We start from the raw sequence: 24,268 nt of genomic DNA on the forward strand, positions 1-24,268 counted from the left end.
TTTGTTTAAGAGATGCGGCCGTGAACCAGTTCGTATAAATAATAGCAGGATACAATCGTTAGGCCGGCCAGCACAAGCTGCTCCGAAAAGCTCCCCGTTCTCATATAAAGGGGCAGACGGAAGCGGATGGCGGACGGAAACAGCAGTTTAATGCCGTTGACGGTCCATGCGTCAAGCACAAGATGACTCGCCATTCCGATCATCAGTCCGGCGGAAATGCTCGGATTCGGAATATAAGTTGCCGTAATGAAAAACATAATAAGCATAAACAGCAGGCTGTGTGTAAACGTTCTGTGGCCGAACACCGTGCTTACGATTTTGGACAGAACGGGCAGCGTCCTGCCGATTTTGCTTTTCGTATGGCATATGTCGGGAATCAGCGCCCCGAGGGCACCCGCTGAGGTCATAAGGACCGGATCATACCCGTAATAATACGCAATTGCGGAACAAGAAGCGATGCCTCCCATGATGTGTGTTTTTCCTGTCATTTTTCGCTTCTCCTTTTTATTTTTGCCAAAATCCCCTGAATTACAAATATATCAAGAGAATGCATGTTTGATCAACAAACTTTACCTGTTCCGCCAAAAGGAAGGAGACGCGGATTCCGCATATTCTGCCGCGGAAAAAGACACATTATAGGTGTACCTATATTTGATAAAGAGGTGATACAGATGGCTTTCTTTAACAAAGAAAAAGGAAAAAACAGCGATAAAAACAAAAACGTCATTCAAGGCGCGCTTGAAGACGCCGGTGCAGCTCTGAAAGACGATCCGCTTCAAGAAGCTGTTCAAAAGAAAAAAAACAACCGCTGACCATATAAGACGGGTAGGGCGAACGCTCTATCCGTTTTCCATCTAATTTTTCCCTTTGACAGATCTTTTTATCTCTGATAACCTCTGAGTAGAATTGAATGATAAAAATCCTCACTCTTTCTCGGTGAGGTAGAGGTTGCGCTTGATGATGAGTCGCACATGCCAGGCTGATAGGGGCTGCGAAACATGTGTTAAAGGCATCAGCGCCGAAGTGTAAAGAAAGCCGATCCTTCTTTATGCTGGGACTGTATCTGAATAAGTGCAGGACTGCCGCGTGCTTTTTCGCGGAGGGCTATCCGGAGATCAAGGGTGTGTGTGTTTCTTTAAGCATGGACTTTTGTTCAGGCTTTTTTTGCGTGTAAATATGATCTCGGGGTCTGGTCCGTACGAATGAACAACCAGGAGGTACAGGAATGGAACAGACGAAAAAATGGGGTTTTTGGTTATTAACGGCGTTTGTCGTAGGAAATATGGTAGGCTCGGGCATCTTTTCGCTTCCGAGTTCGCTCGCAAAAATCGCGAGCCCGTTCGGCGCCACATCGGCATGGCTTTTAACGGGAGCCGGTGTGTTAATGATCGCGCTGGTCTTCGGCCACTTATCCATCCGCAAGCCTGAGCTGACGGCGGGGCCGCAAAGCTATGCGCGTGCGCTGTTCAGCGATCGGAAAAAAGGGAATGCAGCGGGCTTCACGATGGTGTGGGGCTACTGGGTGGCGAGCTGGATCAGCAACGTGGCGATCATCACGAGCCTTGCCGGATATTTAACATCATTTTTCCCGATTTTAACGGATAAGCGTGAAATGTTTTCGATCGGCGGTCAGGCGGTTACGCTCGGCCAGCTGCTGACGTTTGCCGTATGTACGGTTTTATTATGGGGCACTCACACGATTCTCGTCACCAGCATTAACGGTGCGAGTAAATTAAATTTCGTCACGACGTTTTCAAAAGTATTAGGATTTATCTTCTTTATCATTGCAGGTTTATTTGTGTTTCAAACGTCGTTTTTCGATCATTTTTATTTTCCGGTTCAAACAGGTCCTCACACAGTTGAGGGAATCGGCGGACAGATCCACAATGCGGCGATTTCAACATTATGGGCGTTCGTCGGAATTGAATCGGCAGTCATTTTATCCGGGCGCGCCCGTTCGCAGCGCGACGTGAAACGCGCCACCATTACCGGATTATTGATCGCGCTTGGCATCTATATCATCGTGACATTGATTACGATGGGCGTGCTTCCGCATGGTAAGCTTGTCGGCTCGGAAAAACCGTTTGTTGACGTATTGTACGCGATCGTCGGCAATGCGGGAAGTGTCATCATGGCGATTCTGGCGATTTTGTGTCTGTTCGGAACGATGCTCGGCTGGATTCTTCTTGGCTCTGAAGTTCCGTATCAAGCGGCGAAATCAGGAGACTTTCCCGCTGCTTTTGCAAAAACGAATAAACAGGGCAGCCCGGTTGTGTCGTTAATCGTAACGAACGTGATGTCACAGATCTTTATCTTTTCAGTTATTTCCCGGACGATCAGTGACGCGTTTACGTTTTTAACGACAGCGGCGACGCTCGCTTATCTGATTCCGTATCTCGTGTCAGCGTTTTACAGCCTGAAGCTCATTTTTACGGGTGAAACGTATGACGAGATAAAGGGTTCAAGAGTAAGAGACGGTATCATCGCCATCCTTGCCTGCATTTATTCTTTTTATGTCATTATTACCGGAACGGCCGATTTAACGACCTTTATTCTCGGTATCGGGCTGTTCTTCGTCGGTTTGCTGTTATATCCTTTCGTCTCAAAGAAATTTGCAAACAACAGACAATCGGTATGACAAAAAGACATCTCACGTCTGTGAGATGTCTTTTTTATTTGCGGCAGCGTGTATATAATGAATGGTCTCGAATGCGGTTAAATGGTCAGTGCGTCCGCTGAAAAAACGGTCAGTGTAAAGCGTAATAAAAAGCCGCTGTGACAGCGGCTTCGGGGTTACTTCGTTAAGCTTTTTGTGATGTAGTCGAGCTGGCCTTCAAGTGAGATCGGGTCTGAGAAATAGAAGCCGATCGGATCAATGCGGTAGACATGGTTTTGTTTGACGGCATCGAGGTTCTTCCAGATTGAGCTGTCAAGCACGCCTTTGTCGTCACCGCCGGCCTGCCATGGCCCCATAAAGATGTAGTCTCCCGCGAAGTCAGGCAGTTTCTCGAGTGAAATGCTGGCGTAGCCCGGCCCTTGATTAATGGCTTTTTCCTGCGTCAGTTTTGTGGCCTTCAGCCCGAGTTTGTCATAAATGATGGTTCCGCCGCGGCCGAAGTCTTTACCGAATACATAGATGTCTTTTCCGTTTGTCTGCATGATGGAGATGGTTTTTGACCCGACCGCTTTTTGAACCTTTGTTTTAGCGGCAGCGGTTTTCTTATCCCATTCAGCCAGCCATTTGTCTGCTTTATCTTCAGTGCCTGTCATTTTCGCAAACTCTTTGAATTGATCAATGTTGCTGAGCTTGTCATATTTAATGGCGATGGTCGGCGCGATTTTTTCCAGTTTTTCAATATCGGCGCCTTGTGTCGTCCAGACAACGATTAAATCCGGCTTTAAGTCAATGATTTTTTCAACGGACGTGCCGTCGCCGATGTTTGTGACACCTTTTGTTTTTCCTTTGTAATAAGGGTTTTTAAATACGTTTTGCGGCGCGCCGACAACATTGATGCCGAGCTGTTTAAAGTCGCCGTAGTAGCCGTCAGCCATGACGACGACCCGTTTCGGGTGCTTCGGAATTTTAATATTGCCGTTTTCGGCTTTATACGTGATGGTTTCTTCTTTTTCAGAAGAACCTTTCGTGTCTGAAGAATTGCCGCATGCGGCCAAAGCGGCGATGAGCAGCATGGCAATCAGCGCTGCGCCGATTTTTTTGTATGTATGGAACATTTGACATTCCTTCTTTCATAAAAATTAGTGATAAAGAGAATCATTATCAGTGTGATTATATCACTGCTTTCATAGAGAAGCACGCTCTTTTTTAAGAAAAACTTTCTTTTTTTATATGAAATTAGGTCTATTAAAAGAGAATATAAAAGTGCTATACTGAAACAAGTCATTGATAATCATTATCATTACCATTCTTGTTTTGAGAAAGGAAGAACGAGTGTTGGGTCTATTGAAAAAGAAACAGACAATGACGGCTCAAGGGGCATCAGGGAGTGAAATCCAGTGGACGGCGCGTTCATTCAGAGCGGCTGTGCTGCTGTGTGCCGGTATTGCGGTATTATTGATCGGCGCGGCTCTGTCTGTTTCCATCGGAGCTGCCGATATTCATCTGCGGACGGTGTGGGATGCTCTCTTTCACTTTCAGCCGCAAAATACATCTCATCAAATCATACGCGATCTGAGGCTGCCGAGAACTGCCGCCGCCGCGCTCGTCGGGGCTTTTTTAGCTGTGTCCGGGGCGATTATGCAGGGGCTGACGCGGAACCCGCTTGCTGAGCCTTCCATTATGGGCGTGACGTCGGGGTCAGGATTTGCGATCGCATTGGCGTTTGCTTTTTTTCCGGGCCTGTCTGCGGCGGGACTTGTTTTGTGGTCCTTCGCGGGAGCGGGAATCGGAGCGCTTATTGTGTTTGGCATCGGCCTGTTTTCAAAAGGCGGTCTGACACCGGTGAAGCTCGCGCTGGCCGGTACGGCAGTCGGCTATTTCTTAACGGGGCTTTCAAGCGCGATTGCGATCCGTTTTGATGTCGCCCAGGATGTGAAGTTCTGGTACGCCGGAGGAGTCGCTTCCGTGAAATGGGAAGGCGTGCAGCTGCTGTTGGCGGTCGGGGTTATCGGACTTTTGCTGGCATTTCTGATTGCGCGCTCAGTGACGGTGCTGAGCTTGGGTGAGGAGCTGGCCAAAGGGCTCGGGCAGTACACATCGCTTGTGAAAGTAATCGGAATGTTTGTCGTTGTCCTCTTGACGGGGGCTTCAGTCTCAGTCGCCGGAGCCATTTCTTTTATCGGCTTGGTGATTCCGCATATCACCCGATTTTTAGTCGGGGTAGATTACAGGTGGATCATTCCCTGTTCGGCGGTATTCGGCGCCGTTCTGTTAGTCTTCAGTGATATTGCCGCAAGACTCGTCAATGCGCCGTTTGAAACACCGGTCGGCGCTTTAACCGCCCTTATCGGCGTTCCCTTTTTCTTTTATTTGGCGCGCAGGGAAAGGAGAGGGCTGTAATGAATGTAAAATCGAAAAAACCGCTGGCGGTCATGGCCGTTACGTTTTTGCTCATATGCATCGTCTTTTTTATCAGCTTAAACATGGGCGTGATCCGGATTGCGCCTCTTGATACGCTACGTGTCTTTTTCGGACAAGGGGATGCCCGGGATCAGCTCGTTTTATTTGAATTCAGACTGCCGCGCATGGTGCTGTCATTGCTGGTCGGCGCCGGAATCGCGGTTTCAGGCGCGATTTTTCAAAGCGTGTCTCAAAATGACTTGGCGGAGCCGGGCATTCTCGGGATTAACGCCGGGGCGTCTTTGGCGGTCGTTTTGTTTATCTTCTTTTTCCAAGGATCAGCTGTTGATTTAAGCATGGCCGGTACATGGCTGCTTCCGGTGAGCGCTTTGGCGGGGGCTTTTCTGGCTGCGCTGCTCATCTATGTGATGGCTTGGAAAAAAGGCGTTTCACCTGTCCGGCTCGTTTTGGTCGGGATCGGCGTCAATGCGGGGTTTAATGCGCTGCTCTTGATTTTTCAGCTGAAAATGGACCCGCGGGATTTCATGCAGGCGCTTGTATGGATTTCCGGTTCGATTTGGAACGCCAATTGGAAAATGGTGCTGTCCATTTTGCCGTGGCTGCTGGTTCTTTTACCGTTCACCCTCTATAAAGCCAGGTATTTAAATGTGCTCCAGCTCGGTGATCAGCTGGCGGCGGGGCTTGGCACCCGGGTTGAAAAGGAGCGGCGAGTTCTGCTGATGTGCGCCGTTGCCCTGACCGCGTCATGTGTTGCGGCAGCCGGCGGAATCGCTTTTCTCGGACTCATTGCGCCGCATTTGGCCAGAAGGCTTACCGGACCGCGCCACCAGACGCTTATCCCGGTTTCGGCTTTAATCGGAGCATTTTTATTTCTGCTTGCCGATACGCTGGCGAGAAATGTGCTTGCACCGTCCGAAGTTCCCGTCGGCCTGGTGATTTCCGTGCTCGGAGCGCCGTATTTTGTATATTTGCTGATGAAAACGAAATAGAGGAAGGAGACTGCCGCGATGAACTCATTATCGGCGGAACAGCTTACTGTCGGTTATGGCGACCGTTTGATAGCGGAAGAATTGGATATCGCCATCCCGAAAGGAAAAATTACAACGCTGATCGGTCCGAACGGCTGCGGAAAATCGACGGTTCTCAAAACGATGTCAAGAATCATGAAACCGAAATCCGGCGCCGTCTATTTAAACGGACAGGCGATCATGCAAAAATCCACGAAGGACATCGCCAAGGAAATGGCAATTCTTCCGCAGACGCCTGAAGCGCCGAGCGGGCTGACGGTGTACGAACTTGTTTCTTACGGCAGGTTTCCGCATCAGTCCGGAATGGGCCGTTTGAGTGATAAAGACCGTGACATGATCAAATGGGCGCTTGAAGAGACGGGGATGGCCGAATTTTACGACCGGCCGATCGAAGCGCTTTCCGGGGGGCAGCGGCAGCGTGTGTGGATCGCCATGGCGCTCGCTCAAGAAACGGAGCTGCTGCTTCTTGATGAACCGACCACTTATTTAGATCTCGCCCATCAGCTTGAAATTTTGCAGCTGCTGGACAAATTAAACAAGGAGCAGGGCCGCACCATTTTAATGGTCATTCATGATCTGAACCATGCCGCCCGTTTTTCTCATTACATGATCGCCCTGAAAAAAGGGCGCGTCATCAAGGAAGGAACGGCGGAGGAAGTCATGACTCCCGGAATATTGGAAGACGTTTTCCAAATTGACGCACAGATTGTAAAAGATCCGCGCACGAACAAACCGGTCTGCTTAACCTACGATTTAATCCGGCATGAAAACGCAACGGTATGATGAAAAAAAACGCAGAGCCATTCCGGCCTGCGTTTTTTTATTGCGCCCGAGGCTGCTTTTGTCCGGAGACGCATTTATCCAAAACGAAAAAAACCCCCGCCACAATCAGCTCCTCCGTCGTTGACAGCCAAATCTTTTCAATCAGTTTATCCGTCGTATACGCGGTCATCCAGAGGAACAGCAGCTGAACGGTGCTGGCTAAAAGGAGAAAAGGCAGCCTGCCCGTCCCAAAAAAGGTAAAGCTATGTATCATCAGCCGCTCAAGCGGTTCAAAACATAAACCGAGAAGAATAAAAAGCACGGAAAAAAGCAAGACGTACGCCATCGATCCGTAGCTCGTCCCGGCTAATGAAAATACAGCCATCATCACGATGAAATACCCGAATAATACGGCAGCGGCTGCCAGGGCATACCGGAGCACATGAAGAAAAAACATTTTCGTCCCGTTTTGATTGATCATCTGTTCAGCTCCTTTTCACACAGAGGAGACTTGCAGAGACGGAACTCTGCAAGCCGGTGTGTATCTTCAGCATTTCTTTTTGACGACAGGGTGTTTCTCTTTCGAAAGAATATCCGTAAAGTCTTTGCCCAGATCCAGATGCTGCTGGACGAATTTCTCAGGAAGCATGGCAAGCCATTGGTTCAGGGACACATCGGCATAGTGGTCATCCTTGAAGATTTCCAGGAAGACGAGCGGCTCATCTCCCAAATTCTCCACATAGTGGCCCATTGCGAACGGGACGTAACCGACATCCCCGGCCTGATAGTTAAATGTTCTCGCATGGCCGTCCGATGCAAAAACCGTCATCCGTCCTTTACCGGAAATATAATACTGCCATTCATGCGTGTTCGGATGCCAGTGCAGCTCTCTCATTGCGCCCGGTTCGACCACGACAAGCGCTGAAGCGATCGTTTTGGACACTTTGAAGTTTGTGGAATCCGCGATATATACTTTGCCGCCATCTGTCTCAGCAGTCGGGCCTTCATCCAGCAGGCGGTAAGTGAACGGATAAGGCACTTCACCGTTCGGGCCTTCCACAATGTCATCTTTCAGCTTCCCGGGAACCGGCTCTTCAAAGATATATTTTTCTTTCCCGGGCAGGCCGGCGAGGTCTTTTTCTGAAACCCCGAAGTTGTTGGCGATGACATCAAGCGGTGTGTGGGCAAGCCAGTCAGTCACTTGGAATGTGCTGTTTTCTGAGAAAGAACCGTCATCAAAAACCAAGAGGAATTCACAGCCTTCTTTCAGCGCCTGAATGGAGTGCGGCAGGCCTGACGGGAAGTACCACAGATCTCCTTCCTTCACGTCATCGATAAAACTGCGTCCCTGTTCATCAACAATCGTGACCCGCGCTTTGCCCGTCAGCATATATGCCCATTCCGCTTCTTTATGCCAGTGCAGCTCACGGATGGCGCCCGGTTTTAAACGCATGTTGACAGATGCCAGATTCTCAGAAATCGGCAGCTCGCGAACGGTCACCTCACGCGCGTATCCGCCCTTTTCCAGCCGGTTGTGCACATCTGAGAAAGAGAATTTCATATTATCCACTGTGCCGTGATCCGTTTCCGGCGGCGTCAGCATATCCGGATTTTGGCGGTCTCTTTCAAGGTTGCGCGGAATCGTGACGGTCGCCCCTTTGTCTCCTCTGATCGGCTGCGGGATATTGCAGTTGTTTTCTTTTGACATGTAAATCGTCTCCTCTCAAGCTTTGTTTTTTCAGAAAGAGAATGTGAAAGGCCTTTCGTTTTCCCTTCTGCTTTGTTAAGTGATGCGTTCCGATGAAAAGTCAACTTCGTGTGAAAATTAATTTTTCATTTTCTGATCTTTCAGTTCCGTCATCAGTTCGATCAGGGCGTCAAACTTCTTCTCAAACCGTGTGAGAAGATACATGGCAATCAGAGCCGGAAAGCCGAGATTGCCGAGCTGTCTGACCGCTTCTTCTATAAAAACCTGATCCATTATCAGCCACCTCCTGACTTGACCTGCAGTCATGTATATAAGTGAAAGAAAGAGCGGCTCCTGTAAACCTGATATCGCGGTTGAGGGTCTTTTTTTTGTTCCGGCAAAACCGGGACATAAGGAGTGCGGAATCTTAGTCGGAAAGGAGTAGTTTACTTTTTTTTGCTTTCTTTCATTTAATTTAAATAGGGGGCGGTTTTATGGACTATCAAGTTCTTTTACGGTCAAAATGCAAGGAAATTATGAAACATCCGATCGTTAAACATTTTTTAAGTGACCCAAAGCATTACGAGAAATTTAAAAATGTGCTGGAACATTCAGACGAGAAGGATGCAAAATCACTGGACGACCATTTTAAACAGTTTTATAAGGAAATCCGGATCATCAAATATATGAACTCTATGATCCGGATTTTCTCCATCGATTTTGACAAGCGCATCCGTAAAAATCAGAAGCGCTATCCGCTGACGGTGGATCAGCCGGAGGGAGGTGAAGCGCTTCCCTATGAAATGGGAAAAGACGCGTATGAAGAGTTTCTACGGAAGCAGGGGGATTTGAGCCAGCATGTCCAAAACCGTGATTTATACGAAGCGCTTCAGACGTTAACCGATAAACAAAAAAGCGTGCTGACGAATATTTATCTTCACGGAGCGACGATGAAGGAGATTGCCGAGTCGCTGGGTGAATCACGGCAGAACATTTCCAATATTCATAAAAAAGGGCTCGACAATCTCAGAAAGCAGCTGGACAAGCAAAAAAAGGGGGAAAATAAGCAGTGAACGGGCCATTTGACTTCAACAAAGAGAACACAGATACCGACGAAATGGAACTTTTGATTTCGCGTTTTTCGCCAATGATAAAAAAAAAACTGAGCAATACATCATACCAGGAAAGAGAAGATCTTGAACAAGAATTGAAGATTAAAATCGTTGAAAAAGCGGACATGCTGTTATGCCAGGAAGTGCCGGGTTTTTGGGAATTTATTCTTCATCTTATAAATGAAAGCTCCTGACAAAAGCGGCGGAATGATGGATATTCCGCTCTGACAACGTGAGAAAAACGAGAAGAGATGTCCGGTCTCGTTTTTCTTTTCTGTTTCCCCGCAAGACCTCCGCACTAAAAAGGTACCAAATCTTATCCATATAATGATATGATGAAAAAAACAAAGAGAAAGGAACGTCCAAGGTGGAAAATGCGTCAATTTTAATTGTAGACGATGAGAAGGCGATCGTTGATATGGTCAAACGCGTTCTCGTCAAAGAAGGCTATCACAACATTAAGACAGCCGGAAGCGCTGAGGAAGCGATCGAGTTTGTTAAACATGAAACCGCGGATCTGCTCGTGCTGGATGTGATGATGGAAGGCATGTCCGGTTTTGAAGCATGCACCGAAATCCGGAACTATACCGACGCTCCGATCTTTTTTCTGACTGCCCGTTCTTCTGATGCGGATAAGCTGTCAGGATTTGCATTGGGAGCTGACGATTATATAACAAAGCCGTTTAATCCGCTCGAATTGGCGGCGCGGATCAGAGCGACGTTAAAGAGAACCTATAAGCGCGAAGAGAAAACGGCGGTAAAGACGTATTCATACAGCCATTTTTCCTATTCACCGCAAAACGCCGAGCTGATCGTCGGGGGCGAGCCCGTCAGCTGCTCCGCACAGCTTCTGCAATTGCTTCAATATTTCTGTGAACACCCTGATGTGGTGCTCTCAAAAGATCAGATCTATGAAAAAGTATGGGGATATCCGTCTTACGGCGATAACAACACCGTCATGGTGCATATCCGCAAGCTCAGAGAAAAGATTGAAAAAGACCCCAGCAATCCGTCTTATATTGTAACGGTGCGCGGCCTCGGCTATCGGTTTATTCCCGATCAAGGAGAAAAAGGAACCCGCTCATGAGAATGCGCGGAAAATTTCTGCTCCACTTTTTCGGACAGCTTCTGCTTGTCATCCTGCTGATGTCCGTTTTGGCCGTCGCTTCTTTCTTCTATTTGGATTGGCGTTTCAGCGAAGCGGAAGCCAATGCGGGACTGACCAAAGCGACGGCAGACTCGTTTGAAGCGTGGCTTGATAAAAACGAAGACGGCACATGGGATGTCGATGAATTTTTAAAGATGTCGGTCAGAAAGCAGAAGGGCTGGCTGCAGATCATTAATGACAAAGAAAAAACGGACTACGCGTACAGAGTGCCGAAAGACGTCCCGAGCCATTACAGCAGAAAAGATCTCTTATCCATTTACCAGTACCGGAATTTTGACAACTACAAGCTGAATTACTGGACGGTCACGATAAATGATGAGACCTATTTGATTCTGTTCGGCTGGAAATCCGCCAGTGAGCAGCTTCTCACTTACATCGAATCACAGGAGCCATCCCTCGCTTCCCTTTCTCAATATAAAAAGAGCACGGTTGATTATATTAAACGGGAAAAAGGGGCGGTCTACCTTCTCGAAGACAGCGGCAGACTGCTCGGGGATATCAACAGCACGAAAAAAGAACGGAGCACCGTCAATGAGCTTGAATTGCTGAAATACAGTTCCAAGCCGTGGAATTACAAACGGGAAATTTCTTTTAAAAGACTCGATAAAACGAAATGGATGGTCGCGTCGGTGCCGAACCCCGTGTACATCCCCGATCACGAGTTTAACAAATCATTTTTGAGAAATGTGATGAAAACCCTCTTCCTCTTGATCGGAATCCTGGTATTTATGATCTGCATCCTGACCATCTGGTACTCTTTCCGTTTCGGCTGGCCGCTGTTTCATACCATCAAATGGCTCGTCAATTTATCAAAGGGCCGGCTTGAAGAGCCGAAGAACCGCAAAGGACAGCCGGTCAGCAAAAACAAAAAAGGCAAAACAAAACAGCCGTTCCGCTTTTTCGCCGAGATTTTCGAATCGATGGATCAGCTGACCGACACGCTGAAGCGGGATAAGAAAAACAGAGAAAAAATCCAGGCGACAAGGGAAGAGTGGATCGCCGGGCTGAGCCATGACTTAAAAACCCCGCTGAGCACGATTTACGGCTACAGCATGATGCTTGAATCGAAGCAATACGACTGGACCCCGGAAGAAGTCAAAGAAATGGGGCAGATCGTCCGGGAAAAATCAGAATATATGTCGAAGCTGATTGAGGACTTAAACTTAACATACCGCCTCAAAAACGCGGCCCTCCCGATCGAACGGCGGCTGATCAACGTCGTGCCGTTTATCAGAAACGTCACGAACGATTTCACGAAAAACACGTTCTCGGAAGGCTATGACATCGCCTTTGAAACCAAAAAGGAAGACATTCTTTTCGCCATTGATGAAGCGTGGTTCCGCCGTATTCTGGAGAATCTGCTGGCAAACGCGGTTAAGCATAATAAGAAAGGGACCGCCATTCGGGTCGTGCTTGAGGAATCAGCCGAACAGCTCATTCTGAAGGTGAAAGATAACGGAAGAGGAATGGACGATGAAACGATTCACCAGCTGTTTAACCGTTATTATCGGGGAACGAATACGAAGGGACCGTCAGAAGGAACGGGACTCGGGCTCGCCATTGCCAAGGAGCTGGTTCACCTTCATAACGGAACCATCCATGTCAACAGCAGAATCAGCGCCGGAACGGTGATTACGATTCTTTTTAAAAAAGATTGAGTTTGGACGCCGCTTTGTCGGGAATAACAATAGAAGACTGACAAGCAAAAGAGGTGTTCACACATGGAAGCAGCATTACGAGCAGATACGAGAGCAGTTATCGGAGAAGGCCCTTTATGGGACAAGGACAAGCAATGCCTGTACTGGGTGGATATACTGGGCAGCCAGCTGCATATCTTCACTCCGGCTGACGGAATCAACCGTTCCGTTAAATTCAAATCATTTGTCACGGCTCTGGCCTTGTATTCAAAGGAAGAGCTGGTGATGACGATGAAAGACGGTTTTTACCTGTACAATCTTCGGGAAGACACATTGACGAAGATGAAGCAGCCGAAAGATATGCGGGAAGATATCCGTTTCAATGACGCAAAATGCGACCCGTCCGGCAGATTATGGGCGGGAACGACGAGCATGGAAGGCAAAGAAGAGGAGGCTTCGCTGTACCGTCTGAATACGGACGGCAGCCTTGCCAAAATAAAAGACCAGGTCTCCACCTCGAACGGTTTGGATTGGGATCGGGACCGAAACTTGATGTACTATATCGACACTCCGACGCAGGAAATCGTCTGTTATGCATACGATCCTGAAACCGGAGCCGTATCAGATCCGAAAACGGTCTACCGCTTTCCAAAGTCGCAAGGATCTCCCGACGGAATGACCATTGACCGTGACGGAATGCTGTGGGTTGCTCTGTTCGGAGGCGGCCGTGCCGTCCGGATTGACCCGTTTTTGCATAAGGAAATTGCATCTATCGAAGTTCCGGCGAAATACGTCACCTGCTGCGCGTTCGGAGGCAGAGAATTGAACACGTTATACATTACGACCGCGACGGAAAAATTGACGGAAGCCGAAAGACTTGAGCAGCCGCATGCGGGCGGCCTGTTTTCAGCAGAGCTTGAGACGGGCGGCTGGGAGCCGGTTCCGTTTGCAGGCATGATGTAAAAAAAAGCCCTGGCATATGGGGAAGTCCCCATTGTGCCGGGCTTTTTTGTGTTAAATGGAGCGGATGATGCCGCCTTCAACCCGCTGTGCGGTGCCATTAATGGCAGAAGCCGCTGATGAAGCGAGAAATACAATCGTATTGGCGACTTCTTCCGGGGTTGCATAGCGCTGAATCAATGATGTCGGTTCATTCACTTTAAAATAATCCCGGACGAAGCTGTTTGTGTCTTCTCCGGCAGCCTTTGCGGCTCCTTCCATGTAAGAAGCGACGCCTTCGGTCCATGTCGGTCCCGGCAGCACGGAGTTGACCGTGACATTTGTGCCTTTCGTCATTTCCGCCATTCCCCGGGACAAGCTGATTAACGCCGTTTTCGTCATTGAATACGGAATCATTTGCGCAAGCGGTTTGACACCGGCTTCACTGGAGATGTTCAGAATCCGTCCGCTGTTTCTCTCGAGCATTTGCGGCAGAAAACGCCGGCACAGGCGCACGGCGCTCATAACATTCACTTCAAAATACCGAGTCCATTCGTCATCAGACACCTCAGCGAAGTCTTTTACTTCAAAAAAACCGAGATTATTGACGAGAATATCGACTTCCCCGATTCCGCCGGCGCGCTTTATCAAGTCATCCGCCTCATCCTGACGCGATAAATCCGCAGCGATGCCGTGAACCGTTCCGTAAGCGGAAAGCTCCTCAACCGTCCGTTCCACAGTTTCTTTTTTTCTTCCGTTTATAATCACCTCGGCGCCTTCGGCTAAAAAGCTTTTTGCCGCAGCTTTTCCGATGCCTGAGGTTGATCCTGTAATCAACACGAGCTTTCGTTCAAGCTGTAATTCCATAATAATCCTCCTTTTTACACCATTGTGTAACAGTATACATGATGAATTTTAGTGTGTACGAACAATTTGCTTTCATGCAAAAAGGCCGGATATACAAGCCTTAAAGACTTATAGTATAATTACTGCGAAAAAAGGATACGAATGTCAAAGAGACAATCGTTTACCATAATCAGGGGGAGTTAAAAGAATGAAGAAGATCACTGCCGTCTGGGCGGCGCTTTTGGTCACCGCCTTTGTGATCGCCGGCTGTTCCGGCGCACAGGAAGAAGGAAGCGCGGCCAAACAAAAAGCCGTCTCAACCGAAGCATTCCCGGTAACCATTAAGGATGCCGCGAACGAAAAAGTAACCATAAAGCAGGCACCGGAAAAAATCGTTTCCCTCATGCCGAGCAATACGGAAATTACATACGCGCTCGGACTGGGAGATAAGGTCGCAGGCGTCACGACAAATGATACATATCCGAAAGAAGCGGTAAAAAAACCGAAAGTCGGAGATATGAATGTGAACGCTGAAAAAGTCATCGCGCTGAAGCCGGATCTTGTGCTTGCCCACGCGTCCTCTATGTCCGCTTCCGCCGATGCGATGAAGCAACTGAAAGATGCGGGCATCACCGTCTTAACGGTCAATGATGCGCAATCGTTCCAAGACGTGTACAAATCTATCAGCATGATCGGCAAAGCGGCCGGCAAAGAAAAGCAGGCGGATAAGCTGATCAAATCGATGAAATCCGACCTTTCCGGCATAGAAAAGAAAGCGGCGGCCATTTCTGAAAAAGACGAAAAGAAAGTATTCGTCGAAGTGTCTCCTGACGGCTACACGACGGGGAAAGGCACGTTTATGAACGAAATGCTTGAAGATATACACGCGAAAAACGCCGCCGGCAGCCAGACCGGCTGGGTTCAGCTGACGGATGAAGCGATTGTCAAAATGAATCCGGACGTCATCATTACGACAGACGGCGTAAAGGCCGCTGAAGTGGAAAAACGCGCCGGCTGGGGTGCCGTCAATGCGGTCAAACACCACAATGTCTATTCTGTTGATCCCGACCTTGTCACACGCTCAGGCCCGCGCCTTGTCAAAGGGGTCGAGAAGCTTGCAGAAAGCGTTTATCCTGAAACGTTTAAAAAGTAACCGCCCGCTGGCCTACACGGTCAGCCTGCTGTTTTTAGCCGTTTGTACGGCACTCGGCATTTCAATCGGCAGTCTGCATATTCCTTTATCCGACGTTTTTTGGATCGGGATCGGCCGGACATCCTCGGCTGATCCTATGAATGTAAATATTATGATGAATATCCGCCTGCCGAGAGTCGTTCTGGCTGCCCTTGTCGGAGCCGCGTTATCCATTGCGGGAGCGGCGTTTCAGGGACTTCTGAAAAATCCGCTCGCCGACCCTTATACACTCGGGGTATCTTCGGGAGCCTCGGCGGGAGCCGTTATCACCTTGTTTTTCGGCATTCAGATTCCCGTCATCGGCCGGTTCACACTACCGGTTGTCAGCATTGCCGCAGCGATTGCGGTCATGGCGGCGGTTCTGTTTTTCAGCCGCCTCGTTCATGCGTCGATGTCGGTTTCGACGCTCATTTTGACAGGCATCATCATGAATTCTTTTCTCGGAGCTCTCATATCGCTTGTGATCGCTTTAACGGGCAATGATCTGCTCCCGATTGTCCGCTGGCTGTTAGGAAGCGTGTCAATGAGGGGCTGGGGCTATGTCGCGCTGTTTCTGCCTTTTTTTCTGGCCGGGACGGCGGTTCTGCTTATCAATGGCAGAGAATTAAACATTATGACTTATGGAGAAGAAAAGGCAAGGCTGTTAGGCGTCAGTACGGGAAAAAGAAAATGGCTGATGATCGCCGCCGGATCTCTGCTGACGGGAGGAGCGGTTGCCGTCTCGGGGACGATCGGATTTGTCGGCCTTGTCATTCCCCACGTGACACGGCTTTTATGGGGAACGGATCATCGCCATTTACTGCCGCTGTCAGCATTGACGGGCGCCGGGTTTCTCATTTTGGCGGATTTGTTTTCCCGCACCGTCATTGAGCCTGTCGAATTGCCGATCGGCATTATGACGGCTTTGGCGGGAGCGCCTGTGTTTGCCTTGATTCTGCTTCACCAGCATCATGGAGGGAAACGCTTATGATCAGGGTGAGCAGCCTGTCCGGCGGGTACGGAGGCCGGATGATTGTGGAAGATGTCAGCTTTACCGCCGGAAAAGGTGAATTTGTCGGCATACTCGGTCCGAACGGCTCGGGAAAAACAACGCTGTTGAAATTGCTGACGGGAATGCTCTCTCCGTCAAAAGGCGAGGCGCTCGTAGCAGGCAGGCCCGTCGGCGGATACAAGCCGCGGGAACTTGCGAAAATCATGGCCGTTTTGCCGCAGCATACGGAGCAAGCTTTTACATTTACCGTTAAGGAAACAGTGTCTTTCGGCAGATACCCGTATCAAAAAGGACTCTTCAGACAGATGGATCAACATGACGAAGACATTGTCCGGGAAGCGATGGAAATGACGGGCATCGACCGATATGCGCAGCAATCCGTCCGCAATCTGAGCGGCGGGGAGCGGCAGCGCGTCTTTCTGGCGCAGGCGCTGGCTCAGCAGCCTGAGGTACTGTGTCTGGATGAGCCGACGACCTTTCTTGATCTCAAATATCAGAAAGACCTGCTTGATACGGTGAAGCGGCTGACGAGAGAAAGAGGCCTGACGGTCATCAGTATTTTTCACGACCTAAACGCCGCAGGCCAATATTGTGATCAGCTCCTGATGATGAAAGACGGACGCGCTTTTCCGAAGCAGACGCCGGATCAGGCTTTGAAAAAAGAGACGATTGAAGACATTTACGGCATCACCGTCAGCGCTGTTGCCCAGCAATCGTCGCCGAAACCGCTGATCGCTTTCATGCCGGAAGCGCAGGAGGAAAGAGAGCCTGTCAACGTTCCGTTCGCCTCTCTGATAAACAAAAGCGGAAATACCGTAACGCTTCATACAGAACGGCCGTTCAGAATGTTGTCAACCGCATCTGACGGCCCGGGCTTTTCGTGGAGCCGCCGGCTTTCCGGCTCAGCTGCCGCTGGTTTGATCTGCCGTACGTTTGATTCGGTCACAATTGCCGTGACTGCGCAGCATACCGTTTGGGTGCTGATCAGCGGACGTTTATCGGAACAGGGATTTGTACGGCTGTTAACGGCAGCGGCTGAAGTGAGAATGCAGGCTCTTTCCGGCAGACAGGCAAAAGGCGACATTGTCATTTGTGTCTTGCAGACAGGAGAGGCAATAGACGTCCCTCACGCGGAAAGAGCCGTCAGAAGAGGAACCGCGGCATGTGTAAAAGCGGCGGAAGAAGGAGGAATACAACGATGAAGCTGTATACGAAAACCGGCGATAAAGGACAGACAAGCCTGATCGGCGGCAGAACGGATAAAGACAGTCTGCGGGTTGAAAGCTACGGGACGATCGATGAGCTGAACAGCTTTATCGGGCTTGCGCTTGCGGAGCTTGATGATTGTGAGAATTGCGGTGATGTGAAAGCCGAACTCCGAAACATTCAGCATGAGCTGTTTGACTGCGGCGGCGACTTGGCGACGGTCACTGAACATAGAAGCTATACATTAAGAGAGACATCTATTTCCGCATTGGAAGACTGCATAGACCGTTACACGGCTGAAGTGCCCCCGCTTGAGAAATTTATTCTTCCGGGCGGGCATAAGGCGGCTGCTCAGCTTCACATCGCGCGGACCGTCACGAGACGGGCTGAGCGTCTCGTCGTCAAACTCGGCAAAACAGAAGAGATAAATGATACGGTGATGCGTTACTTGAACCGCCTGTCTGATTATTTTTTCGCGGCGGCAAGAGCGGTCAACGCAAGACAAGGCGTTCAGGATATAGAGTATGAAAGAAGCGCCGCGGTATTCCGTGATGATGAATAACGTTTTGTTCAGCCGGCAGCTGCAAGCCGGCTGTTTTTTTATAGAGATATCCATCAATTGAACCTTTATTGACAAGAGGAAAATGTATCTTATGCATTATTGACTGAAAAATTAAAAAATGAGATATTATAAGAAACATTGTAAAATAATGGGGGATTTGATAGATGGATACATATAATAAGAGCGAGAGCATCTGGAATAAAAATTTCACCCTTCTGTTTATCTCAAGGCTGGTTAAATTGTCAGGCGACGGTTTTGCCTTTAATTCCATTCTATGGTTTTTGATTTTTGACGGGGAAGGCGCGATCGGCACGTCCCTGCTCATTGCGGTCACGTTCCTTCCGGAGGCGATGCTGGCGCCGATTACCGGGCCTTTTATGAAGCAGCATACGCTGAAATTCTGGATGTATTTCTCCGACCTGACGCGCGCGGCGGTCGTGTTGATCATTCCGGTCTGTTACTTTAACGGTTTTTCTCCTTTATGGTTTGTCATGCTTCTCATGATTGTGCATTCAGCCACGGGAGCCGCTTATAATCCTGCATCTATCTCATTAATCCCCAATATTGTCGGAGAAAGCAGCCTGCAGAAAGCGAATGCGGTCATCCAGTCATCAGGCCAGATCGTCAGGCTTGCCGCCATTACGCTGAGCGGGGTGTTCTTAACATTTATCAGTCCCGCTTATTCTTTGTTTATCGCTCTTATATTCTATCTTCTATCAGGTTTTCTCGTACTCTTTATGTCATACCAAGTCCAGCATGCCAAACAGGATCCAGTCGCCGTCAGACAGCGCGGGACGTATTTCGGAAGGCTCAAACGGGGTTTCGTTCTTGTCAGGAAACACCAGATTTTATACCCGCTCGCCATCTATTGTATCTTCATGAATTTTGCGGCCGCTCCGTGGGAGGCGCTCTCTGCCGTTTATGTCGCCGAAGATTTAAACATGCCGCCGATCATCTACTCGCTTTTGAAAGCGACAGGCACGGGCGGAGCCTTTTTAATGGGTTTTATTTTGGCTAAGGTGAAGGTGAACAAATACGGTCTCCTGTTTGTGTCAGCGGGAATCATAGAAGGAGCGGCATTTTTCATCACCGGCCTCAACACTTTTCTGCCGCTCGTCTTCCTCGCCGCGTTTGCGTTCGGATCTGCCGTCAGCGCTATTAATGTGCCGGAATATACGATTATTCAGACGTCTGTGGACCATGATGACCAGCCGCAAGTCTATGCCGTCATCCATATGATCTCAAACATATCCATTCCGCTCGGCGCGGTTCTTTGCGGATACGCGGCTAACGCCTTCGGCCCCGGAAAAGTCATTGCCGCAGGCGGTCTCGTTGAAGTCCTGTCCGGTCTCGGAATATTGTTCTTTACGAAGCTGGCCAAAGCCGAACGCTCAGATCTCATCAGGGAAAAAGAAGCGAGCATCAGAATATAGATTTTTCATAAAACGCCCTGCGCCGTCCGGTGCAGCGGCGTTTTTTTATGCGAAGGTCCGGGGGCTTATACGACTCCGGTCTGATATGAAAATCAATCTCTGACTCGTTTTGCCGGCCGCGGGATTTGTTTATAGTAAAGACAAGGAAAACGAAAGGAGGATCTGCATGAATATAAATGGTAAAACGGCAGGCGGCTTTCTGCTGATTGTGTTCGGACTTTCTGTCTTTTTCGGAGGAGGCCATTTCGCATTTATCATCCCGCTGGCGATCGGAGGCCTGATGCTTTACTGGGGAATCAAACGTTTTTCAAAAGGCCGGGCGGTATCGGGTATCATCGCGGGCGTCATCGGAGCTATGATTCTCGTCGGTTCTCTTCCATTTATCGTTGCGATCGGACTGGCCGGCGCCATGGTGTATTTCGGGTGGAAGATGATGAAGCAGGGCGGCTCAGACACCGCTTCCCGCCAGTATGAACCGGAAGCGGCATCACCGGGCTATCAATCCGGATTTGACTCTGAATGGGAAGAATTTTTGAAGAAAAAATAAGGAGGAAGACAAAATGGTCTTAAAAAGAATAAGAAATATGTTCGTCGCATCTGTTAACGAAGGGCTTGATAAATTAGAAAATCCGAAAGTCATGCTGAATCAATATGTGCGTGATATGGAAAGTGACATCGCTAAGGCGAAACAAACGATTGTCAAACAGCATACGATCGTCCATCAGTTTAAGAAAAAACAGGAAGACGCCTCCGAAACGGCGGCAAAACGGAAAAACCAAGCTCAGCTTGCTTTTGACGCCGGGGAAGAGGAGCTGGCGAAAAAGGCGCTGACTGAAATGAAATACCTTGAGGGAAAAGCGGCCGAACATGAAAAAGCGTATGAGCAGGCGAAAACACAGCTGGCAGAGCTGAAAGAGCAGCTGGAAACTTTAGAAACGCGCCTCCGCGACGTAAAGGATAAAAAACAGGCGCTCATCGCCCGCGCGAACGCGGCAAATGCGAAGGAACATATGAACGCTTCTTTCGACAAAATTGACAGCGAAAGCGCCTACAGAGAGTTCCTTCGAATGGAAAGCCGCATTGAAGAAATGGAAGTCCGCGTCAAATACGGCACTTCAGCTGAGGCGAACACAGAATACAGCCGCTCCCAATATTCAGACGAGGTGGAAGCTGAGATTGAAAAAATGCGCTCGCTTTCTCTGGAAAAAACAGAGCGTCAAAAAGCGGCTCATGAATAATGTGCACAAGGGAAGATCGGCGCGTTTACGCCTCTTCCCTATACGCACGTATCAATTCTCCGGCTTTTCCTTTATAATAAAATGAATGAAAAAGGATGGAACGTAATGAAGCGTAAGATTGCCAAAGGACTGATGGCGGCGTCCGTTCTGATCTGCTGTCTGTTTTTGGTGAAAGAAGTGTTTGCCGGGCGTTTTTTTCCGCTGTACGAAACAGAAGCGGAATCGGCAAGCATACCGCCGCGTGCCGTCAACAGCCTGTCGGTTTCATCGGAACAGACGGATGTAAAAATCATCGCGGAAGCGCGGAATGATATCGCGGCAAACATGACGGGACCGGCGGGGAAAATGTTTGTCCAAAGCAGGGGAAAGACCCTCAATCTCAAAGCGAAGGAGAAAGGGTTCCAATTTCTGAATCTCTTTCAGCGCCCTCTGCTGATTGTCCGCATTCCGTATGATTATCATCGGGACATCACCGTCCATACATCAAGCGGCAGCATTGCCGTCGACGGAAACAAGGGGCTGTCTCTTGCGCACCTCGGCGTCCGTTCTGTAAGCGGGAACATGTCGCTGAAGCACGTGAAGACGGATGTGTTTGAAGCGAAGGGGCTGTCGGGCAATCTCACAGCAGCAGGCCTTGCGGCAAAAACGGGGGCTGTCCGCTTATCCTCGGGACATGTCGGGCTTCAACATGTGGCGGGCGCCCTTGACGTGCGGGTCGCTTCCGGCAGTGTCGACGCCTCGCTTGAGACGGCGGATGCTCCCGTATCCGTCAGGCTTGCGAGCGGCAGCGCAGCGATCAGCCTGCCGAAAGACGGAAGTTTTACGGTGAACGCCGAGACGGCAAGCGGAAGGATTCGGCCGTCTTATTCCTTTGAGAAAACGAGTAAGGAAGGCGGAGCATTTACCGGCATGAAAGGCAGCGGCGCCAGGCCGATTGATATAAAAGTGACGAGCGGCAATATTGCACTGCAATAGTCAAGGAAAGGAGGGGCAAGCAGCTGATGGCAAAAAAACAGATTCTCGGACTTATCATCGCCTTATTAGGCGTCAGCATGTTTTTGCGTATTATCGGCATCGGCGACTTCTTGTTTTGGCCGCTCTTTTTTCTGATTACAGGTTATATTTTTAATAAATATTCCCGCGGCTGGCTCGGCTCCGTCCTGTATATCTTTGCCGCTTTTTTATTTTTGAGGAACCTGTTCAGCGCCACCTTTAACCTGTTCGGCTATGCCTTCGCCGCCTTTCTCATATACGCGGGCTACAGGCTCCTGAAAGGAAAGCGCGTGCATGAACATAAAGAGAAGAAAATCAATCTTGAAAAAGAAGAGCAGCCAAAGTCTTCCGCCCAGACGGAAAGCAGACAGCCGGACCTCCGCAGCTTTTTTATCGGCGAGCTCCGGATGATGAAGGACCCGTTTGAGCTGAATGATTTAAATGTTTCCGGATTCATCGGCGATGTGAAAATTGATTTGTCAAAAGCGATGATTCCCGAAGGAGAAAGCACGATGACCATCAGCGGTGTCATCGGCAATGTCGATGTGTACGTCCCGCCGGATATCGAAGTGTCCGTCAGTTCATCGGCTTTTATCGGCGATATGAACCTGCTCGGCTCTAAGAAAAGCGGCATGAGCCCGAATCTGTATAAAGTATCGTCTGAGTACGGCGACTCGCCGCGGCGGATTAAAATTTCAATTTCGTTATTCATCGGCGATGTGGATGTGAAGTATTTATGAGGAAAAAATTACTCGCCAATATTCAGTGGCGCGCCATGCGGATGACCGCGGGACTCAGTCTGCTCCTTTGCGCGGTGTTTATTACGCTGATGCTGCTGTATTACGGGCTTGACCCGATGCTGCTGTTTTCTTCCGGCTGGTTCGGTATTCCGTTTGTGGTCATCCTGCTTCTGGCGTCTCTTTCGGCGGGGTTGATTTCCGGTTATGTATATGGCGGCCGCCTGAAAACAAGAATGGATACACTGATTGAAGCGGTTTTGAAATTTGAAAACGGCAATTTTGCTTATCGGGTGCCGCCGCTCGGCGATGATGAAATCGGTCTGGCGGCAGACCAGCTCAACGAAATGGCCAAGCGGGTCGAGCTCCAGGTTACATCGCTGCAAAAGCTCTCCAACGAGCGGGCGGAATGGCAGGATCAAATGAAAAAATCAGTCATCACTGAAGAACGCCAGCGGCTGGCGCGCGATCTGCACGATGCCGTCAGCCAGCAGCTCTTTGCCATTTCTATGATGACATCCGCCGTCTTAGAGCAGGTGAAAGATGCGGATGACAAAATCGTCAAACGGATTCGCATGGTTGAACATATGGCGGGGGAAGCGCAAAACGAGATGAGAGCGCTGCTATTGCATTTGCGGCCCGTCACTTTAGAAGGAAAAGGCTTAAAAGAAGGGCTGATTGAGCTGTTAAAAGAGTTCAAAGCGAAGCAGCCGCTGGATATTGAGTGGGACATCAGCGATACGGGTGTGTCAAAAGGCGTTGAAGACCATCTGTTCCGCATCGTGCAGGAGGCGCTTTCCAACGTTTTCAGACATTCAAAGGCGACCAAGGTCACCGTCAGGCTCGGCGCGAAACATCAAAAACTTCAGCTTAAAGTCATTGATAACGGGGCGGGTTTTACGATGGATCAAGTGAAAGCATCCTCATACGGCCTGCATTCCATCAAGGAAAGAGCGAGTGAAATCGGCGGCATAGCGGAAATTATCTCCGTAAAGGGAAAAGGCACGCAGATCGACGTGAAAGTCCCGATTTATCAGAAAACAAAAGGAGAGAACGACAGTGATTCGAGTGTTACTGATTGATGATCATGAAATGGTCAGGATGGGTCTGGCCGCATTTTTAGAAGCACAGCCGGACATTGAAGTCGCCGGTGAAGCATCAGACGGGCAGCAGGGCGTCGATCTGGCCGCAAAGCTTTTGCCGGATGTGATTTTAATGGACCTCGTCATGGACGGCATGGACGGTATCGAAGCGACAAAACAGATCTGCGCGACACTCAATGACCCGAAAATCATCGTGCTGACGAGCTTTATTGATGACGACAAAGTGTATCCGGTGATCGAAGCGGGAGCGCTCAGCTATTTGCTGAAAACGTCCAAGGCGGCAGAAATAGCCGAAGCCATCAGAGCGGCTGCCAAGGGCGAACCGAAGCTTGAATCGAAGGTGGCGGGAAAAGTGCTGTCAAGGCTGCGCCATTCAGAGAATCAGCTTCCGCATGAAACGCTGACAAAAAGAGAACTGGAAATCCTCTGTCTCGTCGCGGAAGGCAAGACGAATAAAGAGATTGGTGAAGAGCTGTTCATTACGATTAAAACGGTGAAAACCCACATTACGAATATATTGTCAAAGCTTGATGTCAGTGACCGCACGCAGGCAGCCGTATATGCCCACCGCAATCATCTCGTGACATAAGAAAAGG

27 protein-coding genes and 1 riboswitch are annotated in these 24,268 nt (G+C 49.3%); of the genes, 21 read left to right on the top strand and 6 right to left on the bottom strand.

Going from position 1 to position 24,268, the window contains the following annotated elements; all coding sequences use genetic code 11:
• Positions 1-5: 5 nt before the first annotated feature.
• Positions 6-488 (bottom strand): metal-dependent hydrolase, encoded by a 483-nt coding sequence (locus BR62_RS0103565; RefSeq protein ID WP_003151759.1) that lies wholly within the window; start codon positions 486-488, stop codon positions 6-8.
• A 183-nt stretch (positions 489-671) separates the two neighbouring features.
• Here BR62_RS0103565 and sspJ point away from each other — a divergent pair, with 183 nt between their 5' ends.
• Together sspJ and BR62_RS0103575 are read left to right on the top strand one after the other, a co-directional pair.
• The gene (sspJ, locus tag BR62_RS0103570) at positions 672-812 is read left to right on the top strand and encodes a small acid-soluble spore protein SspJ (protein ID WP_007410034.1); all 141 of its coding nucleotides are present in this window, start codon (positions 672-674) and stop codon (positions 810-812) included.
• Positions 813-934: 122 nt separating this feature from the next.
• A riboswitch (Lysine riboswitch) is annotated at positions 935-1,115 on the top strand.
• 110 nt (positions 1,116-1,225) lie between these two features.
• Positions 1,226-2,638: an amino acid permease gene (locus BR62_RS0103575; RefSeq protein WP_007613722.1), complete on the top strand. Its 1,413-nt coding sequence runs from the start codon at positions 1,226-1,228 to the stop codon at positions 2,636-2,638.
• Between the two features lie 155 nt (positions 2,639-2,793).
• Here BR62_RS0103575 and BR62_RS0103580 read toward each other — a convergent pair whose 3' ends face one another.
• Entirely contained in the window at positions 2,794-3,732 is a 939-nt protein-coding gene (locus BR62_RS0103580) for an iron-hydroxamate ABC transporter substrate-binding protein (RefSeq protein WP_032869699.1), read from the bottom strand.
• 247 nt (positions 3,733-3,979) lie between these two features.
• On the opposite strand from BR62_RS0103580, the gene BR62_RS0103585 reads away from it, so the two are divergent.
• Genes BR62_RS0103585 through BR62_RS0103595 form a run of 3 tightly spaced genes read left to right on the top strand, consistent with a single transcriptional unit; the run spans position 3,980 to position 6,849 of the window.
• Complete coding sequence (locus BR62_RS0103585; protein ID WP_029973587.1) at positions 3,980-5,017, top strand: FecCD family ABC transporter permease; 1,038 nt, start codon at positions 3,980-3,982, stop codon at positions 5,015-5,017.
• Positions 5,017-6,027 (top strand): FecCD family ABC transporter permease, encoded by a 1,011-nt coding sequence (locus BR62_RS0103590; RefSeq protein ID WP_032869701.1) that lies wholly within the window; start codon positions 5,017-5,019, stop codon positions 6,025-6,027. Before BR62_RS0103585 ends, BR62_RS0103590 begins: the two co-directional genes overlap by 1 nt.
• Before the next feature lie 18 nt (positions 6,028-6,045).
• Complete coding sequence (locus BR62_RS0103595) at positions 6,046-6,849, top strand: ABC transporter ATP-binding protein (protein WP_015240565.1); 804 nt, start codon at positions 6,046-6,048, stop codon at positions 6,847-6,849.
• A gap of 37 nt (positions 6,850-6,886) precedes the next feature.
• Here the strand turns inward: BR62_RS0103595 and BR62_RS0103600 are convergent, their stop codons facing one another.
• The 3 genes from BR62_RS0103600 to BR62_RS18990 form a co-directional block, all read right to left on the bottom strand.
• Positions 6,887-7,309, bottom strand: a complete 423-nt coding sequence (locus BR62_RS0103600) for a regulatory YrvL family protein (RefSeq protein WP_015240564.1) — start codon at positions 7,307-7,309, stop codon at positions 6,887-6,889.
• Positions 7,310-7,375: 66 nt separating this feature from the next.
• Entirely contained in the window at positions 7,376-8,536 is a 1,161-nt protein-coding gene (locus tag BR62_RS0103605; RefSeq protein ID WP_007410043.1) for an oxalate decarboxylase family bicupin, read from the bottom strand.
• A gap of 117 nt (positions 8,537-8,653) precedes the next feature.
• Positions 8,654-8,809, bottom strand: a complete 156-nt coding sequence (locus BR62_RS18990; protein WP_007410044.1) for a YvrJ family protein — start codon at positions 8,807-8,809, stop codon at positions 8,654-8,656.
• A 242-nt stretch (positions 8,810-9,051) separates the two neighbouring features.
• On the opposite strand from BR62_RS18990, the gene BR62_RS0103610 reads away from it, so the two are divergent.
• The 5 genes from BR62_RS0103610 to BR62_RS0103630 all read left to right on the top strand — a co-directional run bounded on the left by BR62_RS0103610 (position 9,052) and on the right by BR62_RS0103630 (position 13,395).
• Positions 9,052-9,588 carry a sigma-70 family RNA polymerase sigma factor gene (locus BR62_RS0103610; protein WP_087920805.1) on the top strand — a complete coding sequence of 179 codons (537 nt, stop codon included), beginning with the start codon at positions 9,052-9,054 and terminating at the stop codon, positions 9,586-9,588.
• Positions 9,585-9,821 (top strand): sigma-O factor regulator RsoA, encoded by a 237-nt coding sequence (rsoA, locus tag BR62_RS0103615; protein WP_003151778.1) that lies wholly within the window; start codon positions 9,585-9,587, stop codon positions 9,819-9,821. Before BR62_RS0103610 ends, rsoA begins: the two co-directional genes overlap by 4 nt.
• 173 nt (positions 9,822-9,994) lie before the next feature.
• Positions 9,995-10,714, top strand: a complete 720-nt coding sequence (locus BR62_RS0103620; RefSeq protein ID WP_003151779.1) for a response regulator transcription factor — start codon at positions 9,995-9,997, stop codon at positions 10,712-10,714.
• Positions 10,711-12,453 (top strand): HAMP domain-containing sensor histidine kinase, encoded by a 1,743-nt coding sequence (locus BR62_RS0103625; protein ID WP_032869704.1) that lies wholly within the window; start codon positions 10,711-10,713, stop codon positions 12,451-12,453. The genes BR62_RS0103620 and BR62_RS0103625 overlap by 4 nt, the downstream gene beginning before the upstream one ends.
• A gap of 63 nt (positions 12,454-12,516) precedes the next feature.
• The gene (locus BR62_RS0103630) at positions 12,517-13,395 is read left to right on the top strand and encodes an SMP-30/gluconolactonase/LRE family protein (protein ID WP_032869706.1); all 879 of its coding nucleotides are present in this window, start codon (positions 12,517-12,519) and stop codon (positions 13,393-13,395) included.
• A gap of 51 nt (positions 13,396-13,446) precedes the next feature.
• On the opposite strand, the gene BR62_RS0103635 is transcribed toward BR62_RS0103630, so the two are convergent.
• A complete protein-coding gene (locus tag BR62_RS0103635; protein WP_025285249.1) occupies positions 13,447-14,238 on the bottom strand; it encodes an SDR family NAD(P)-dependent oxidoreductase in 792 nt (263 codons plus the stop codon).
• A 187-nt stretch (positions 14,239-14,425) separates the two neighbouring features.
• On the opposite strand from BR62_RS0103635, the gene BR62_RS0103640 reads away from it, so the two are divergent.
• From BR62_RS0103640 to BR62_RS0103690, 11 genes are all read left to right on the top strand, one after another.
• A complete protein-coding gene (locus BR62_RS0103640) occupies positions 14,426-15,370 on the top strand; it encodes an ABC transporter substrate-binding protein (RefSeq protein WP_012118415.1) in 945 nt (314 codons plus the stop codon).
• Positions 15,333-16,379 (top strand): FecCD family ABC transporter permease, encoded by a 1,047-nt coding sequence (locus BR62_RS0103645; RefSeq protein ID WP_032869709.1) that lies wholly within the window; start codon positions 15,333-15,335, stop codon positions 16,377-16,379. Before BR62_RS0103640 ends, BR62_RS0103645 begins: the two co-directional genes overlap by 38 nt.
• Positions 16,376-17,602: an ABC transporter ATP-binding protein gene (locus BR62_RS0103650; protein ID WP_032869712.1), complete on the top strand. Its 1,227-nt coding sequence runs from the start codon at positions 16,376-16,378 to the stop codon at positions 17,600-17,602. Before BR62_RS0103645 ends, BR62_RS0103650 begins: the two co-directional genes overlap by 4 nt.
• Complete coding sequence (locus tag BR62_RS0103655) at positions 17,599-18,168, top strand: cob(I)yrinic acid a,c-diamide adenosyltransferase (RefSeq protein WP_032869715.1); 570 nt, start codon at positions 17,599-17,601, stop codon at positions 18,166-18,168. Before BR62_RS0103650 ends, BR62_RS0103655 begins: the two co-directional genes overlap by 4 nt.
• A 164-nt stretch (positions 18,169-18,332) precedes the next feature.
• Positions 18,333-19,601 (top strand): MFS transporter, encoded by a 1,269-nt coding sequence (locus BR62_RS0103660; protein WP_012118411.1) that lies wholly within the window; start codon positions 18,333-18,335, stop codon positions 19,599-19,601.
• Positions 19,602-19,767: 166 nt separating this feature from the next.
• A complete protein-coding gene (locus BR62_RS0103665; RefSeq protein WP_007410056.1) occupies positions 19,768-20,148 on the top strand; it encodes a protein liaI in 381 nt (126 codons plus the stop codon).
• Between the two features lie 13 nt (positions 20,149-20,161).
• Positions 20,162-20,839: a stress responsive protein LiaH gene (gene liaH / locus BR62_RS0103670; protein ID WP_007410057.1), complete on the top strand. Its 678-nt coding sequence runs from the start codon at positions 20,162-20,164 to the stop codon at positions 20,837-20,839.
• Positions 20,840-20,944: 105 nt separating this feature from the next.
• Positions 20,945-21,814: a LiaG family protein gene (gene liaG, locus BR62_RS0103675; RefSeq protein ID WP_015240556.1), complete on the top strand. Its 870-nt coding sequence runs from the start codon at positions 20,945-20,947 to the stop codon at positions 21,812-21,814.
• 26 nt (positions 21,815-21,840) lie between these two features.
• Positions 21,841-22,572, top strand: coding sequence for a cell wall-active antibiotics response protein LiaF (gene liaF / locus BR62_RS0103680; protein WP_032869717.1), 732 nt, complete (start codon positions 21,841-21,843; stop codon positions 22,570-22,572).
• Positions 22,569-23,651, top strand: coding sequence for a two-component system sensor histidine kinase LiaS (liaS, locus tag BR62_RS0103685; RefSeq protein ID WP_003151796.1), 1,083 nt, complete (start codon positions 22,569-22,571; stop codon positions 23,649-23,651). Before liaF ends, liaS begins: the two co-directional genes overlap by 4 nt.
• Positions 23,629-24,261 (top strand): two-component system response regulator LiaR, encoded by a 633-nt coding sequence (locus BR62_RS0103690; RefSeq protein WP_007410060.1) that lies wholly within the window; start codon positions 23,629-23,631, stop codon positions 24,259-24,261. The genes liaS and BR62_RS0103690 overlap by 23 nt, the downstream gene beginning before the upstream one ends.
• Positions 24,262-24,268: the final 7 nt, after the last annotated feature.

Origin of the sequence: Bacillus sp. UNC69MF, assembly GCF_000746035.1 — a bacterium.
In the GTDB taxonomy this organism is placed as follows: domain Bacteria; phylum Bacillota; class Bacilli; order Bacillales; family Bacillaceae; genus Bacillus; species Bacillus velezensis.